General features: G+C 61.3%; 17 protein-coding genes and 1 tRNA gene. 15 read left to right on the top strand and 3 right to left on the bottom strand.

Annotated features, from left to right (window positions below):
• The first annotated feature begins 343 nt into the window (after nucleotides 1-343).
• The 14 genes from ccoG (at nucleotide 344) to KEC16_RS19170 (ending at nucleotide 13,501) form a co-directional block, all read left to right on the top strand.
• Nucleotides 344-1,789 (top strand): cytochrome c oxidase accessory protein CcoG, encoded by a 1,446-nt coding sequence (ccoG, locus tag KEC16_RS19230; RefSeq protein ID WP_211551981.1) that lies wholly within the window; start codon nucleotides 344-346, stop codon nucleotides 1,787-1,789.
• 5 nt (nucleotides 1,790-1,794) lie between these two features.
• Nucleotides 1,795-2,295: a FixH family protein gene (locus KEC16_RS19225; RefSeq protein ID WP_211551979.1), complete on the top strand. Its 501-nt coding sequence runs from the start codon at nucleotides 1,795-1,797 to the stop codon at nucleotides 2,293-2,295.
• Nucleotides 2,292-4,631: a heavy metal translocating P-type ATPase metal-binding domain-containing protein gene (locus KEC16_RS19220; protein ID WP_211551977.1), complete on the top strand. Its 2,340-nt coding sequence runs from the start codon at nucleotides 2,292-2,294 to the stop codon at nucleotides 4,629-4,631. Before KEC16_RS19225 ends, KEC16_RS19220 begins: the two co-directional genes overlap by 4 nt.
• Nucleotides 4,628-4,825 carry a cbb3-type cytochrome oxidase assembly protein CcoS gene (ccoS, locus tag KEC16_RS19215; RefSeq protein WP_211551975.1) on the top strand — a complete coding sequence of 66 codons (198 nt, stop codon included), beginning with the start codon at nucleotides 4,628-4,630 and terminating at the stop codon, nucleotides 4,823-4,825. Before KEC16_RS19220 ends, ccoS begins: the two co-directional genes overlap by 4 nt.
• A gap of 11 nt (nucleotides 4,826-4,836) precedes the next feature.
• Nucleotides 4,837-5,586 carry a cyclic nucleotide-binding domain-containing protein gene (locus KEC16_RS19210; RefSeq protein ID WP_211551973.1) on the top strand — a complete coding sequence of 250 codons (750 nt, stop codon included), beginning with the start codon at nucleotides 4,837-4,839 and terminating at the stop codon, nucleotides 5,584-5,586.
• Nucleotides 5,587-5,671: 85 nt separating this feature from the next.
• Complete coding sequence (gene panB, locus KEC16_RS19205; RefSeq protein ID WP_211551971.1) at nucleotides 5,672-6,505, top strand: 3-methyl-2-oxobutanoate hydroxymethyltransferase; 834 nt, start codon at nucleotides 5,672-5,674, stop codon at nucleotides 6,503-6,505.
• Between the two features lie 9 nt (nucleotides 6,506-6,514).
• On the top strand, nucleotides 6,515-7,378 hold the full coding sequence (gene panC / locus KEC16_RS19200) for a pantoate--beta-alanine ligase (protein WP_211551969.1): 864 nt from the start codon (nucleotides 6,515-6,517) through the stop codon (nucleotides 7,376-7,378).
• Nucleotides 7,371-8,663 carry an NCS2 family permease gene (locus tag KEC16_RS19195; protein ID WP_211551967.1) on the top strand — a complete coding sequence of 431 codons (1,293 nt, stop codon included), beginning with the start codon at nucleotides 7,371-7,373 and terminating at the stop codon, nucleotides 8,661-8,663. Before panC ends, KEC16_RS19195 begins: the two co-directional genes overlap by 8 nt.
• A gap of 477 nt (nucleotides 8,664-9,140) precedes the next feature.
• Nucleotides 9,141-9,224, top strand: a tRNA-Leu gene (locus tag KEC16_RS19190).
• A gap of 23 nt (nucleotides 9,225-9,247) precedes the next feature.
• Nucleotides 9,248-10,576, top strand: coding sequence for a tyrosine-type recombinase/integrase (locus tag KEC16_RS19185; RefSeq protein ID WP_211551965.1), 1,329 nt, complete (start codon nucleotides 9,248-9,250; stop codon nucleotides 10,574-10,576).
• Between the two features lie 178 nt (nucleotides 10,577-10,754).
• On the top strand, nucleotides 10,755-11,081 hold the full coding sequence (locus tag KEC16_RS19180) for a DUF3768 domain-containing protein (protein WP_211551963.1): 327 nt from the start codon (nucleotides 10,755-10,757) through the stop codon (nucleotides 11,079-11,081).
• A gap of 182 nt (nucleotides 11,082-11,263) precedes the next feature.
• On the top strand, nucleotides 11,264-12,268 hold the full coding sequence (locus tag KEC16_RS19175; protein ID WP_211551961.1) for a tetratricopeptide repeat protein: 1,005 nt from the start codon (nucleotides 11,264-11,266) through the stop codon (nucleotides 12,266-12,268).
• Between the two features lie 449 nt (nucleotides 12,269-12,717).
• The gene (locus KEC16_RS20255) at nucleotides 12,718-12,933 is read left to right on the top strand and encodes a transcriptional regulator domain-containing protein (RefSeq protein WP_428846072.1); all 216 of its coding nucleotides are present in this window, start codon (nucleotides 12,718-12,720) and stop codon (nucleotides 12,931-12,933) included.
• Nucleotides 12,872-13,501 (top strand): DUF2285 domain-containing protein, encoded by a 630-nt coding sequence (locus tag KEC16_RS19170; RefSeq protein ID WP_249209339.1) that lies wholly within the window; start codon nucleotides 12,872-12,874, stop codon nucleotides 13,499-13,501. The genes KEC16_RS20255 and KEC16_RS19170 overlap by 62 nt, the downstream gene beginning before the upstream one ends.
• A gap of 142 nt (nucleotides 13,502-13,643) precedes the next feature.
• Here the strand turns inward: KEC16_RS19170 and KEC16_RS19165 are convergent, their stop codons facing one another.
• From KEC16_RS19165 to KEC16_RS19155, 3 genes are all read right to left on the bottom strand, one after another.
• Nucleotides 13,644-13,988, bottom strand: coding sequence for a hypothetical protein (locus tag KEC16_RS19165; RefSeq protein WP_211551958.1), 345 nt, complete (start codon nucleotides 13,986-13,988; stop codon nucleotides 13,644-13,646).
• A complete protein-coding gene (locus KEC16_RS20250; RefSeq protein WP_211551956.1) occupies nucleotides 13,919-14,179 on the bottom strand; it encodes an AAA family ATPase in 261 nt (86 codons plus the stop codon). The genes KEC16_RS19165 and KEC16_RS20250 overlap by 70 nt, the downstream gene beginning before the upstream one ends.
• A gap of 78 nt (nucleotides 14,180-14,257) precedes the next feature.
• Nucleotides 14,258-14,545 (bottom strand): DNA -binding domain-containing protein, encoded by a 288-nt coding sequence (locus tag KEC16_RS19155; RefSeq protein WP_211551954.1) that lies wholly within the window; start codon nucleotides 14,543-14,545, stop codon nucleotides 14,258-14,260.
• Nucleotides 14,546-15,008: 463 nt separating this feature from the next.
• Between KEC16_RS19155 and KEC16_RS19150 the strand changes: the two genes are divergently transcribed.
• Nucleotides 15,009-15,269 (top strand): helix-turn-helix transcriptional regulator, encoded by a 261-nt coding sequence (locus KEC16_RS19150; protein ID WP_211551952.1) that lies wholly within the window; start codon nucleotides 15,009-15,011, stop codon nucleotides 15,267-15,269.
• Nucleotides 15,270-15,308: the final 39 nt, after the last annotated feature.

Here is a 15,308-nt window from a genome sequence, read left to right as displayed (position 1 = left end):
TTGGTCCGAGCGTCTGGACGCGGCCACCATCAAGATGCTGGCGGTCTACGTCCACTCGTTGGGCGGCGGTCAGTAAGGCTTTGCTGGTCTAAGGAAGGGGGCGTTCTCCGGTTGGGGAACGCCCCTTTTTCTTTGGCGGCGGGCTGAGGTTCAGTCTTGCATGAACTTTTGTTCGGAATTCCAGGCAGTCATTGTCTTGGCTGCGACCTTGGCCCATAGTCTGCGCCGATCATGGATCGCAAGTCATGCGCGCAAGGCTAAGCCGTCATGCGTTTTTGACGCCTCGGGCAGATTGGATGCTCTTTAAATTCAGCTGTCCCCAGATGCAGAGAGTAAGCAGGCGATGAATCAGGACGTTAAGGCCCCCAAAACCGGTGGCGGCAGCATGTACGCCGAAACCATCACCATCCATCCCCGTCATGTGAAGAAGGGCTTGTTCCGGAATCTCAAATGGTGGCTGATGGTGCTGACCTTGGGGTTCTTCCACATTGCCCCCTTCCTGCGCTGGGATCGCGGTCCCGGCGCCCCTGACCAAGCGATCCTGGCCGACATCACCGGTCGGCGCGGCTATTTCTTCTTTATCGAGATCTGGCCGCAAGAAGTCTATTACCTGACCGGCTTGCTGCTGTTCGCCGCCATCACCTTGTTCTTCATGTCGGCCCTGGCGGGCCGCGTCTGGTGCGGGTTCTTGTGCTGGCAGACCGTCTATACCGATCTGTTCGTGCAGATCGAACGTTGGGTGGTCGGCGACCGTTCGGCCCGGATGAATTTCGACAAAGCGCCGTGGACGGCGACCAAGCTGGCGAAGAAAGCGGTGATCCAAGCCGGCTGGTTGGCGGTGTCCGCCGCTTGTGGCATTGGGTTCACGCTGTATTTCGGCGACGCCTTCCAGATGATGAAGGAAATCTTCACCCTTCAGGCGTCGCTGTCGGTTTATGCCTTTATCGCCATCATCGGCGGCTTTTGTTATCTGCTGGCGGGTTTTGCCCGTGAGCAGGTCTGCTTGTACATGTGTCCCTATTCGCGCTTCCAGTCGGCCATGTTCGACGAGCATTCGCTGATCATCTCGTACGAGGAATGGCGCGGCGAGCCGCGGGCTCCGGCGCGCAAGGGGCAAGGTTTCGAAGGCCGCGGCCATTGCATCGATTGCAAGATGTGCGTCCAGGTTTGCCCCACCGGCATCGACATTCGCGAAGGCTTGCAGATGGCCTGTATCGGCTGCGGTCTGTGCGTCGATGCCTGTAACACCATGATGGACCGGGTGGGGCTGCCGCGCGGCCTGATCTCCTACGATTCGATCACCAACGTCACCGCCCGCGCCGGCGGCGAAACCGGCGACAAGACGCGCCTGATCCGCTTGCGCACCATCTTGTACACCGCTTTGCTGGTGGTGATCGGTTCCGGGATCGCCCTGTCGCTGGGGACGCGCCGCACCACCGAGGTCAATATCTTGCACGAGCGGACGCCGCTTTATGTGCAGATGTCCGATGGCACCATCCGTAACGGCTACACCTATAAAATTCTGAACATGGTACGTGAGGATCGTGTTTATAATTTGAAGCTGTCCGGCATCAATGGCGCCACCATGGAAGTGGTCGGCGGCGCCAAGGATGTGGCTGAGATGGATTTGTCGGTGCCTGGTGACGAGATCACCACGCTTCGTCTGTATGTCAATGCCCCCGAGGAAAACGTGACCGACAAGAAGACCGATATCACCTTCGTCCTGACCGAGAAATCGCAAGGCACGGAATTGCGCAGCACCACCTTGTTCGCGGGGCCGGAACGGTGAGCGCCGTGGCCAAGACCCGCCAGCGGGGGTGGTGGTACCCCTATATTTTCGTCGCCGGTTTCGGCGTGGTTCTGGCGGTGAACGGCACGCTCGCCTATTTCGCCACCAGCACCTTCACCGGATTGTCGACCGACAACGCCTATGAAAAGGGGCGGCTGTACAACCAGAATCTGGCCCTGGCCAAGGCGCAGGCCGCGATGGGCTGGAGCGTGGACACCAAGATCGTCCCGGCCAGCACCGCCGAGGCCGCCAAGGTGGATATCGCCATCACCTATCGGGATCGCGATGGCAAGCCGGTGGACGGTTTGACCGTGACGGCCGCCATGGTGCGGCCGACCATCGGCGGCTATGACCATGAACTGCCGTTGCCGGCTTTGGCGGGGCGTCCTGGAACCTATGGCGGCATCTTCACCATGCCGCTGGCGGGCTTGTGGGATGTGGACGTGGCCGCCGTCGGCGATGGCGGCATCGCCTATCAGCACGCCCAGCGCATCGTCATTCCGTGAGCACACGGCCGTGCCGGCATTGCGGCCAGGAAATCCCCGTCAATCTTGACGGGGATTTCTGCTGCCGTGGCTGCGAAGGGGCTTTTGCCCTGCTGCAAGACATGGGGTTGGCGCGTTATTACCAGCGTCGCTGTGTCGATCCGGCCATGCGACCGCTCCGCCCCGATGAAGAGGCTGGCGCGCATCACGATTATGCCGCCCATGTCATCGACGAAGGCGACGGCAATGCCAGCCTGAACCTGATGGTGGAGGGCATCCATTGCGCCGCCTGCATCTGGTTGATCGAAGCCTTGCTGTCGCGCCATCCGGCGGTGGTCTGGGCCAGGGTCAATATGACGACCCGGCGCTTGGTCTTGCGCTGGCGGGCCGATCAGGCCGATCCCGCCGATATTTTGGCGCCGGTGCTGGCGGTGGGCTATCGGCTGGTGCCGTATGATCCAAGCAAGCTGGGCCGCGAAACCGAACGACACGAAAAGCAATTGCTGCGGGCCATGGCGGTGGCCGGTTTCGCCGCCGGCAATGTCATGCTGCTGTCGGTTTCGGTGTGGGCCGGCCATTTTTCCTATATGGGGCATTATACCCGCGATTTGATGCACTGGATCAGCGCCCTGATCGTGCTGCCGGCTGTCCTTTATTGCATCCGCCCGTTCCTGCGCTCGGCCTTGACCGCCTTGTCCCACGGCCGCACCAACATGGATGTGCCGATCTCGCTGGGGGTTCTGCTGGCTTCGGCCATGTCGCTGGCCGAGACCATCCGTGGTGGTGAATACGCTTATTTCGATTCCGCCATCACCTTGCTGTTCTTCCTGCTGATCGGGCGCTATCTCGACAGCCGGGCACGGGGCCGCGCCCGCAGTGCGGCCGAGCATTTGCTGACGCTGGACGCGGTGGCGGTGACCGTGTTGGAAGACGATGGCGGCCAACGCCTGTGTCCCCCCAATCAGGTCCGAGTCGGTCAGATCGTGCTGGTGGCCACGGGGGAACGCATCGGTGTCGATGGTTCGGTCATCGCCGGGCAATCGGATGTGGACACCAGCCTGATCACCGGCGAAAGCGTTCCTGCCGTGGTGACGGTGGGCACCCAGGTGTTCGCCGGCACCATCAATCTGTCGGCGCCGTTGCGTCTGGCGGTGTCGGCGGTGGGCGAACGCACGCTTTTGGCCGAAATCGTCCGCATGATGGAAGTGGCCGAACAAGGCCGTGCCCGCTATGTCGCCCTGGCCGACCGGGTGGCGCGGTGGTACGCGCCGGTGGTGCATGTGGCGGCATTGTCCACTTTCCTGGGCTGGCTGGTATGGGGCGGGATTGATTGGCAGGTGGCGTTGCTGCATGCGGTGGCGGTGCTGATCATCACCTGCCCGTGCGCCTTGGCCCTGGCCGTGCCGGTGGTTCAAGTCATCGCCAGTGGCCGGTTGCTGCGTCAAGGTGTCTTGCTGAAAAGCGCCACGGCGCTGGAACGGGTCGCCGATATCGACGTGGTGGTGTTCGACAAGACCGGGACCTTGACCGTGGGGAAGCCGGAATTGTTGAAGCTCGGCGATTGGTCCGATGCCGATTTGCGGCAGGCGGCGTCGATGGCGGTGGCGTCGCGCCATCCGTTGGCCCGCGCCTTGGTCGCCGCCACGCCGTCGGTGCCGCCCATGGACGACGTGACCGAGGAGCCCGGTCGCGGCATGCGGGCCGGCGCTTGGCGCTTGGGCAGTCGCGCCCATGTGGGCATGCATGATGACGACGCCATCCAAGGGCCGGAATTGTGGCTGGCCGGGCCTGGGCGATCCCCGGTGCGTTTCGCCTTTGCCGATCGGCCGCGCGCCGATGCCGCCCAGGTGGTGGCCGCCTTACAGGCCAAGGGTTTGCAGGTTGAATTGCTGTCGGGGGATCGTCTGCCGACGGTTCGCCACTTGGCCGAACATTTGGGGATCACTCAGTGGCGGGCCGCCTGTACCCCTGGCGACAAGGTGGCGCGGCTAGAGCAGCTGAAAGCCGCGGGGTTGCGGACGATGATGGTCGGGGATGGGCTGAACGATGCCCCGGCCTTGGCCGCCGCCTCGGTGTCGCTGTCGCCGTCCACGGCCGTGGATGTCAGCCAAACCGCCGCCGATGTGGTGTTCCAGGGGGACCGTCTGACGCCGGTGCTTGAAGTCTATGACGTGGCGGTGCGCTCGCGGCGGTTGGTCCGCCAGAATTTCGCTCTGGCATTGGGCTACAATGTGTTTACTGTGCCCTTGGCGGTGACCGGCCATGTCACCCCCTTGATTGCGGCGATTGCCATGTCCACCTCGTCACTGGTCGTAATCGGCAACGCCCTGCGGCTGTCACGCGGGAGAAAAGGTTGACCAACCTACTGATGCTCATTCCCGTGGCCCTGCTTTTGGGACTTATCGGGCTGGTGGCTTTCCTTTGGGCCTTGAAATCGGGTCAGTTCGATGACCTTGACGGGGCGGCGCACCGCATCTTGTTCGAAGATGAGGACGATCTGCCGTCTTCGCCGCCGCCGCGCCCGACAACATCCAAGCCCAAAGATACATAGGGGTGAACGGTATGCCGCCCCTGGATTACGACGATCACAAGGTTTCCCGCGAGGCTGATATCGGCGCGCCGCCCTGCCGTAATTGCGACGTGGTCCGAGAGATCGCTTTTTGCGCCGAATTGTCCCATGACGAGATCAAGCGTCTGGCCACCGTGCGCTGTCACGCCCATCTGCCGGCCAGCTTCACCGTCTTTCGCGAAGGCGATCCGGCCGATCATGTCTATTCCATCGCCGCCGGCGCGGTGAAATTATATAAGCTGCTGTCCGATGGACGGCGCCAGATCATCGGCTTTTTGTTCTCGGGCGAAATGTTCGGCTTGGGCTTGGATAACGGCTATGCCTATACCGCCGAAACGGTGACGCAGACGCAATTGTGCCGCTTCACCCATCGCAAGCTTGATTCCCTTTTGGGCGACATCCCCAAATTGGAACGCAAGATGTTTTCGATGACGGTCAAGGATCTGATCGCGGCGCAGGAACAGATGCTGTTGCTGGGACGTAAGACGGCGCGGGAAAAGGTGGCCACCTTCCTGCTGAAACTGTCGTCGCGGGCCGAGATGCAGGGCTTGCCGGCCAGTCCGATCGCGCTGCCCATGAGCCGGGCGGACATCGCCGATTATCTGGGGCTGACCATCGAAACCGTCAGCCGCACCTTCACCCAGTTGAAGCGGGACGGTATCATCGGTCTGCCGGCCTCGGGCTATGTGCTGCTGACCGACGACAAGGCCTTGCGCGAATTGGCCGAAGGCGGCGGCGGCTAATTGCGCATGGCGTGACTTATTATCGTTTGACTTCGTCCGTCCGAGATGGAAAACCAGGGGCCGCTTTGCTTTTGGAGGAAATGCTGTGAGCGCCGAAGTCAAGGTCAAACGCGTCACCATCCGCGACATCCGTGCCCGCAAAGGGGCTGAGCCGGTGGTGGTTCTGACCGCCTATACCGCCCCCATCGCCCGTCTGCTTGATCCGCATGTGGATGTGCTGCTGGTCGGCGATTCCCTGGGCATGGTGCTTTATGGCATGGACACCACCTTGGGCGTCACCTTGGACATGATGATCAATCACGGCCAGGCGGTGATGCGCGGGTCCAGTCGGGCTTGTGTGGTGGTGGACATGCCGTTCGCGTCCTACCAGGAAAGCAAGGAGCAGGCGTTCCGCAATGCCGCCCGCGTCATGGTGGAAACCGGCTGTACCGCCATCAAGCTGGAAGGCGGGCGCGAATTGGCCGAGACCATTCAGTTCCTGACCGAGCGCGGCATTCCGGTGATGGCCCATATCGGCCTAAAGCCGCAATCGGTGCATGCCGCCGGCGGCTTTCGGGCCCAGGGGCGCGGCAATGCCGAAGCCGCGGCGATCATCGACGATGCCGTTGCCATCGAACAGGCCGGCGCTTTTTCCGTCGTCATCGAGGGCACGATCGAAGCGGTGGCGCGGTCGATTTCGGCCCAACTCAGCATTCCCACCATCGGCATCGGCGCTTCGGCCGCATGTGATGGCCAGGTGCTGGTAACCGAAGATATTCTTGGATTGTTTTCGGATTTCACGCCGAAATTCGTCAAGCGCTATACTGATCTGTCCGTTCCAATCACCGACGCGGTCGCCACCTATGCCGCCGAGGTCAAGTCCCGCGCCTTTCCGGGTTCCGAACATTGCTTCGGCATGCCCAAGACGCCCAAGCCATAGAGGTTGGCCATGTCCGAAACCGTGGACATTATCCGTTCCGTCGCCGAGCTGCGCGCCCGCGTGCGTTATTGGCGCGATCAGGGGCTAAGCGTCGCCCTGGTCCCGACCATGGGGGCCTTGCATGACGGTCATCTGACCCTGGTCAAGGCCGCGTTGGAATTGGCGGACCGGGTGGTGACCTCGGTGTTCGTCAACCCCACCCAGTTCGGTCCGAACGAGGATTTCAGCCGCTATCCGCGCCAGGAAGAACAAGATGCCGGCTTGTTGGCCGATGGCGGTTGCCATGTGCTTTACGCCCCCACGGTGACGGAAATGTATCCGGCCGGCTTCGCCACCTCGATCCATGTCGGCGCGGTGTCGGAAGGCCTGTGCGGAGATATCCGCCCCGGTCATTTCGACGGCGTCGCCACCGTGGTGACCAAGCTTTTGCTGCAATGTCAGCCTCACCTGGCTTTGTTTGGCGAAAAGGACTGGCAGCAACTGACCGTGTTGCGCCACCTGGTGCGCGATCTGGACCTGCCGGTGGAGGTGGTCGGGGTTCCCACCGTGCGCGAGGTTGACGGCTTGGCGCGGTCGTCGCGCAACGCCTATCTGTCGGCGGCGGAACGGAGTATCGCCCCGGTTTTGTTCAAGGTGCTCAATCAGATCGCCGATGGCCTGCGCCAGGGCGGCGCGGCGGAAGAATTGTGTCGTCAAGGGATTGCTCAGGTGTTGGAAGCCGGATTCCTGTCGGTGGATTATCTAGAGGTCCGCGCCGCCGATACCCTGGAACGGTTGACGCGGTTGGATCAGCCGGCCCGCATTTTGGTGGCCGCGCGTCTGCATGGGGCGCGGTTGATCGACAATCTGGCGGTGGAGCCGGCGCATGCTTGAACGCCTGTTCCACCTGCGCGCCAACGGCACCACGGTGGGCACCGAGGTTCTGGCCGGGGCCACCACCTTCCTGACCATGGCCTATATCATCTTTGTCAATCCGGCGATGCTGGCGCAAACCGGGATGGACAAGGGGGCGGTGTTTGCCGCCACCTGCATCGTTGCCGCTTTGGGCTCGGCGGTGATGGGGCTTTATGCCAATTACCCCATCGCCCTGGCGCCGGGCATGGGGATCAACGCCTATTTCACCTATGGCGTGGTGTTGGGCATGGGGCATTCGTGGCAGGTGGCGTTGGGCGCGGTGTTCGTGTCGGGCTGTCTGTTCATGATCTTGGCCGTGACCCGCGTGCGCGAGGCCATCATCAATGCGATTCCGCATTCGCAAAAGCTGGCGATTTCGGCGGCGATCGGTCTGTTTCTAGCCATTATCGCCCTGCAAAGCGCCGGGATCGTGGTCGCCAACAAGGCGACGCTGGTGGCCTTGGGCGATGTGACGGCGCCACCGGCGGTCCTGGCGATCATCGGCTTTTTCGTCATGGTCGCCCTGGATGCCCGCAAGGTTCCCGGCGCCATGCTGATCGGGATCATCGGCGTCACCGTGGCCGGCATGGCGATGGGGGTGACGCCCTTCGGCGGCGTTTTCTCGCTGCCGCCGTCGGTGGCCCCCACTTTCTTGCAAATGGATGTGGCCGGGGCGCTGAATCTGGGGGTGGTGACGATCGTTTTCGCCTTTTTGTTCGTCGATCTGTTCGACAATGCCGGAACCTTGATCGGTTTGGCCCAGCGCGCCGGCATGCTGGATGAAAACGACCGCTTGCCGCGCATCGGCAAGGCCTTGATCGCCGATTCCACCGCCGTGCTGGCGTCGGGCGTATTCGGCACCTCGGCGACCACCAGCTATATCGAAAGCGCCGCCGGCATCAAAGTCGGCGGCCGCACCGGTTTGACGGCGGTGGTGGTGGCGGTGCTGTTCTTGCTGGCGTTGTTTTTGGCGCCGCTGGCCAGCTCGATTCCGGCTTATGCCACCGCGCCGGCTTTGATGTATGTGGCGGCGATGATGATGCGCAGCCTTGCCGAAATCGATTGGGAAGACCCGACCGAATCGGCCCCGGCCCTGGTCACCGCCCTGACCATGCCGATGACGTTTTCCATCGCCGACGGCATCGCTTTTGGTCTGATTGCCTATGCCGGGATCAAGGTGCTGGCGGGCAAATGGCGTCAGGTCAGCATCACCGTCGCCATTCTGGCCGTATTTTTTGTGCTGAAATATGCATTTCTCGGTTAAATCCGGTTGACCGACGCGCCGGGATGGATGGGATCACTATCCCAATCCCACGGTGCCCTCGTGGCGGAATTCGTAGATGCAGTCGGCTGAAAACAGGTCACTGCTGGCGCAAGCGCGCGCGCAATTCGCAGTTTTGCAGGCTTTCTATCCCGTTGACGCTATCGCACACTTATAGCGCAATTCCATTTGTGTGCTGTTCGTCGTGTTTTTCCTCTGGCGACGACAAGCGCCCTGTGTTAGATACTTGCGCCGCTGCATACCGCTGTGCCCCGGTGGTGAAATGGTAGACACGCCTGACTCAAAATAGGTCGCTGCTAGCGCAGATGCGCATGCAATCCGCAGTTTTGCGCGCTTTCTATCCCGTTGACGCTATCGCACACTTATAGCACAATTCAATTTGTGTGCTGTTCGCAGTGTTTTTCCTCTGGCGACGACAAGCGCCTTGTGTTAAATACTTGCGCCGCTGCATACCGCTGTGCCCCGGTGGTGAAATGGTAGACACGCCTGACTCAAAATCAGGTGCTGAGAGGCGTGCTGGTTCGAGTCCGGCCCGGGGCACCAACCTTTAGAGTTGGGTGCAGCACATGCCCAAACGCATTGACGACCCTTGGCGCAAATTGCGCGATGGCAATGTCGTCCTCAAAATCCGCAAAGGCTCATCTTATTGGCAAGCGCATCTGAAGGTGCGCGGCGAATGGATCAGGCTGTCCACCGGCAAGACGGACATCCGCGACGCCGGGCAATGGGCCTGCGACCAATACGACGACATGATGTATCGGGTGCGGCACAAGCAGGTGCCACGCACGAAGCTGATCCGGGACGCCACCGCGCAGTACATCCAAGACCTGGAAAGCAGCAACCTCGTCAGCGCGGACGATTACCGCCGCACGATCAAGAAATGGATCGACCCGCACCTTGGCGGCAAGAAGCTCGACGAAATCAGCCCGCAGGACATTATCGGCTGGAACGCTTGGAAACGTCTGCAACACGGTAAACCGTTCAGCAAATCGACGGTCACCAGCCATAACGCCTGCCTCAGCAACGTCTTCAAGACAGCGGTGCGCTATGGCTGGATGAACGAATGGCAGGTTCCCAAGCTCGTCAATGACGGCGAGCCGGGCATGCGTCGCCCTCATTTCGACGAAGACGAAATCGCGCCCTTGCTGGTCAAGATGTGGGACCTGATCCCCGAAGGCCGGAAGCAGAAGACCCGTGAAATCCGACAGTTGCTTTACTACTACGTCAGCATCTTGCTGCTGACCGGCGCACGCCCCGGCAAGGAACTGGATAACCTCCGCTGGCGGCAGGTGGACCTTGCCTGGGTGCGAGAGGGTCAGAAGTTCGTCAAGATCATCATCACCGCAGGCAAAACCATCAAATACAGCCGGGTTCGTCAACGGGCGATCACCGCCCCGGCTGGGGTGGCGGCCCCGCCCTTCAAGGCGCTGATGGCATGGCAAGGCCCCGGCAAGGGTGATGACGATTTCGTATTCCGGCTGCCCGACGGAAGCCGGATCGGCAACATGCAGTCGTCGTTCCGGACGATCCTGGAAAAGATCGACATGCTGTACGACAAGGGCGACCCGCCAACGCGGCGTACCCTGTACTCGTTCAGGCACTCCTACGCGACGACGCAGATCGTCCACGGCACCATGTCACTGATCGAACTGGCAACCCACATGGGCACCAGCGTCGCCATGCTGGAGCAGCACTATGCCCATTTGGGGCCGCTGGCGATTGCCCCGAAGGTGGCGGCAAACGCGGTCTTGATCAGCCCTCACGTTGCGGCTGGTGCGTTCAATGACGGCCAGCCCCACGATACCAGCAAGAAGCGGCAGAAGCCCGAAACCCGCAAAGCATCTCCCGCAATCCCGAAGAGTTTGGCCGCCGCGCTGGCCGAGAAAGAGGATTAATCCTACCTCCGCGCAGCCCTGCCGTGCTCGCACGCTGCTCGTCGCTGGGCGCCCAGCACCAATGTACTGGGGAGGGAAAGCGCAGCCCGTAGACGCCCCGCGCGTTCTGCCGCTATAGCAGCAGCACCGGGCGCAAAGCCCAATCCCGGAAACGTGCCCGCGCAACAGCGAGGGCCGCATGGACCGGACGGAACGTATCGCCGCACTCAACGACCAACTTCGCCGTGACTATAATCGCGGCAAGGTGGTTATCACCAGGGGCATCCAGGCCCTCGGCCATAAAGCCATCCTGGACATACTTGCTGCCGTCGCAGCGTTTTCCGAATTCACCCCAGACAACGATCCGTATGCCGAGCACGATTGCGCGGTGATGACGGTCGGCGACCACCGCATCATCTGGAAGATCGACACCTACGACACGGACCTGAACTTCGCCTCGGATGATCCAGCCAATCCGGCGGTGACCATCCGCGTGCTGACCATCATGCTGGCTGACGAGTACTGAAATTCCAACACGCTAAAATCGAACTTACTTGAAGTAAGCACGTTGCCTGACTAAGACTTTCAGGGCAAAGATCCGTATACCCGTGGTAAGGGGGGCAGAGGGCGGTTTCAGCCAAATGTTATGTCACTTGAGTCCCATGGCCCTTGATGGCACCGTCATCAAGGTACCTGGAAAGGCTTCTCATGGTACAGTTGCGCTCCATCATGTTGCTTCTTTTTGTCGCCACGGCTCCGATGGCGTGGGTTGCAAAGCCAGCATTTGCCGCACCTCAGGTTGGCGAGAACGCGTCACAACTTCCGACGTGGCAAAGCAACTGGTTTATTGCGTTGCGCTCGGGAAGCTGTTCCGAGGCCGAGCGCTATCTGATTGAAGGTCGCCGGTCGAATGAAGCCGTTGCCGACACCATGGAAGCCGTCATGGTCCGTGATGGTATCTGTCGCCCCGCCGATCCGGGCAAGGCGGTGACCTTGTTCCAGCGCGCCATCGGGCAAAGGTATATCCCGGCGATGTGGGGGCTGGCGTCAGGTTTTCTCGGCCATGGACTGCCGGCCGACGAGGCTAAGGCGCGCTGGTGGTTCCAAGCGGCACTCCTGCGTTGGTTCACCCATCCGAAATGGCTCAATGCCAAGGACGAAATCGTCGAGGCTTTGCTCTATTTACCCCCAGACGAGGAACTCCCGGATTGGTGGGGGGATGACGAGTTTCTGCGCATCATGAAGATTGCGATCCTGAGCGAGGACGCCAAAGCGGACAACGCTGACCGTATCGAGGCGGGTGACGGCTTCCTGCCCGACCCCCAGGCCGCCTGTCTTTGGCGGATTGACGCCGTCAAATCCGGTTCGTCCAAAGCCGCGGTGGCCCTTGGGGATCAACTGTTGCAGGGGCGCGGCGTTCCAGCCCGTCCCGACCGCGCCGCCTATTGGTGGAATATGTATGCAAGTCCCGCTGCCAGGGCGCGGTTAGGGGAGCTCTTGATCGACGGGGCGGCCGGGGTTCCGGCCGATCCGCGCACCGCAGCGATCTTCTTGGCAAGCGCAAAGCGAGGGGGAGAAGCTGTCGATGACAAGCTTCGCTTGACGGAAAGCCGGGCAGGCCTTTCTCCGGGTGCGGCTTTGCACTTGCCATTGAAGATGGCTTTTCCAACGAATCCGCCCTGGAATCACCCCAACGAGATGGATTGTTGGTAACATCGTCCATCTACACCGTCGGGGGAGCATCCTCTTCGGGCGGCGGTTCATCGCCGCTCGCAGAGCATTCTTGAAATGCTTGAGAAGCCTGATCAAGGGTTGACTGAGCTTCTTCGATAGTCTGCTCCGCCTCTTTTAGGGCTTCCTGCAAGACATGTCGCTGCTGCTCCAGTTCCGAGCGTTTGGGATATGAGCGGCGACTTGTTCACCATCGAGACGGCGCACGGCGAGGTGCATGTGTTTTCCAACAGATGAGAACATGACTGCCTGTCCGTGCTCATACGGGCAGGCATCGCGAAAGCACCGGCTGTCGCCAACCCAAAAACACCAGAAAATGATCGGGTTGGCCGCTCAAGGTATTTGCTTTGAGCGACTTCTATATTTTCGGTGATCCTTGAACCTCTTTTTGCCGGGCGCTGCCCAGCATCCCGGCTTGGGGAGGTGACGCCATGCTCAGCATCGATTGGCGATCTCCGGCGGCATACAGGCACACAAAGCACATCCCTGCCGCTGGTTTCGCTTGGGAATATTTGCGCCGCAACGACGAGTATCGTCGGGACTGTCAGACCATCGTATCGACCGGAGGGGCGGCGGCACGCGCCTTTGAAGCGTTCGCGCATCGCTGGGGGTTGCGATTTCCCGTGCGACCCCGACGTGCCGCATGACCAGCAATCCCCGATCTGGACGCCGAGCCTTCAACCGCAAGCCGTGATGTTGTCGCCGGTCGATCACAAGGACGGCGACACCGAACCGACATTGACGCTGGCGCATCTCGACGGCCTCGACCTACGCCGCGCCGCCGATGGCTGGCACGGCATCTGGCAGGTGGATGGCGTCGCGCATCAATTCTGGCTGCCGGAGGCGGTGCCGGACGCCGCCGCCTTTTATGCCGTCACGCTGCCGATGGATGCCTTTCTGGAACTGCGCGCTCACGCTGTCCGCCGTTTCTGGCGATCCCTCAACGGCCGCGCGCCCGGTCCCGATTTCCGAGCGGTCCCCGCCCAGCTCCGGCAATGGCATATCCTGTCGCTGCGCGCGCTCGACGCCCGGCTGCATGGCGAGAGCTATCGCACCATCGCCGAAGTTCTGCTCGGCTTTCGCGGTACCAAGGAGGATTTCGAGAACGACCCGCGCAAGAACAAGGCTCGCCGCCTGGTCGCGCACGGCATCAAGATGATGCGGGGCGGCTATCGCCTGCTGCTCCATTATCCGATCAAACCCGGCAAGCGGTGACGGACGGCCGAGCACCATCTGTCGAGAACCACGTCGCAAGTTTTCGACCATTTGCGACAAAGATATGCGACACAAAAACCGCTGGTTTCAGGGGCGACCGATCTGTCGCGGGTTCTAGGAGTTCTGCGACTGTCGGCGCGCTCTACACGACCAATCGAAACTTGCCGCTCCCTACGGCCTCGATCACCATGCCGAGCGTTTCATGACGGGCTTGTCCATCGGTAGGCAGAACATGCCTCTCAAGCTGTTCCAGCGATGAGAACTGTTGATGGAGTGCGGTAATTGGCTCCGGGTCGGTCAACGTGTCGCCTCCACGCTCCTGACAGCGAAGAATGGCCACATCCAACGGCGGGCGCAGGACAACATAATGGAGTGGCGCGGCCACCGCCTTGAACGGTTGCAGAAACCAAGGGCCGATTATGCCATCCACCACGACAAAATAGCCGCCTTTGGCGTAGCCTTCGGCAACACTTGCGAGCACATCCATGACCACGGCGTTCTGTTCATGCGCCTCGGGCAAGTATGGCGGGATGGCACCGTTTTGATGAAGTGCCAAAAATCGTCAGAGTGAAGATGAACCTTGGGCGAGCCGGATTCTTCGGCAAGGGCTTGTGCCGTAGTGGTCTTCCCTGAACCGGGCGGTCCCGTGAGGATGAGTATTTCGCCTGCATGCTTCATAATGTGACTTCTATTGTATTCTGTCGCAAAAGTCCCGAAACCTTGCGACAAGAAGCAAACTGAAGGCGCCGTCGATCCTCACGCCTTGTTGGCTGCCGCCTGTTCCAGAATCTTCCGATAGCCCTCACGCGAAAGCCATTGCGCGCGTTCGAGGTGACTTTGCCAGCAACGATAGGTCCGAAATTCCTCGGCTGCCGGATCGCGGTGCAGCACGATCCGCGCGAATTCCTTCCAGTCCGCATCTTCGGCCTTCGCATCGAGAAGGCGCAGATAGGTGACGTAGTGCCGTTCGTCATAGGCGGTTATGACATCGCCGGCCGGCGCTTCATCATCCACATCGGGATCGAGTTCGACGGGAGTTCGCATCGTGATTTCCCCGTATCCGAGAGAGCTTTGTCTGCGGTGCGCCCCCGCAAACGATTCACTCTGACTCTTGGTGATCGGGGAGTTAGTAACCGTGTTGGACGGCCCCATGGCCTTTAGCTCGGAGAGCCTGTTGTATACGCCACAGGCTCCCCGACCATAGGGTCAAGGAGTGCGGTGCCGTTACGGCCGACACCAACCACCAACAGGGGTTACTACGCCCCAGAGCAGCGCGTCTGCTCCGCTGCGATTCTTAACCGAACCCCGCGGGAATGTCTCTGGCTTTTCGGCGCGGCATGCAACCGGCCGCTGAAATCCCTCAACTATTAGCCGCGTGGCACCCCAAAGGGGGGGGCCGCCAGCGCATAGGCGCAAATGCGGCACGCTACGCGCCGCCGATCCCTCGCCATGGTTCGCCACAGTCCGCTGCCGCCCCCGGCAGCCCAATCCCGACTGGAGGTGATCCATGCCCAACCCGCTTGCGGGCCTGCCGCCGCGCCTGTTGCGCACCAAGGAAGCCGCGCGCTTCCTCGGCATATCCATCCGCACCCTTGAGAAACATCGCACCTACGGCACCGGCCCGACCTATCGCAAGGTCGGCGGTCGCGTCCTCTACACCGCCCGCGATCTGGAAGACTGGAGCGCGGTCGGCGAACGTAAATCCACCCGCGACAAGACTGCCGGAACGGTGGACTTGCCCGGAAAGCGTGGAGAGCAAAGGTGTTAACTTTGCTTGAGGACGACTCTGATGACAGGTTCAGGAATG

The organism is Magnetospirillum sulfuroxidans (assembly GCF_018224925.1).
In the GTDB taxonomy this organism is placed as follows: Bacteria; Pseudomonadota; Alphaproteobacteria; order Rhodospirillales; family Magnetospirillaceae; genus Magnetospirillum; species Magnetospirillum sulfuroxidans.
The sequence above is the reverse complement of the archived record's forward strand: the minus strand, read 5'-3'. Positions and strand labels throughout refer to the sequence as shown.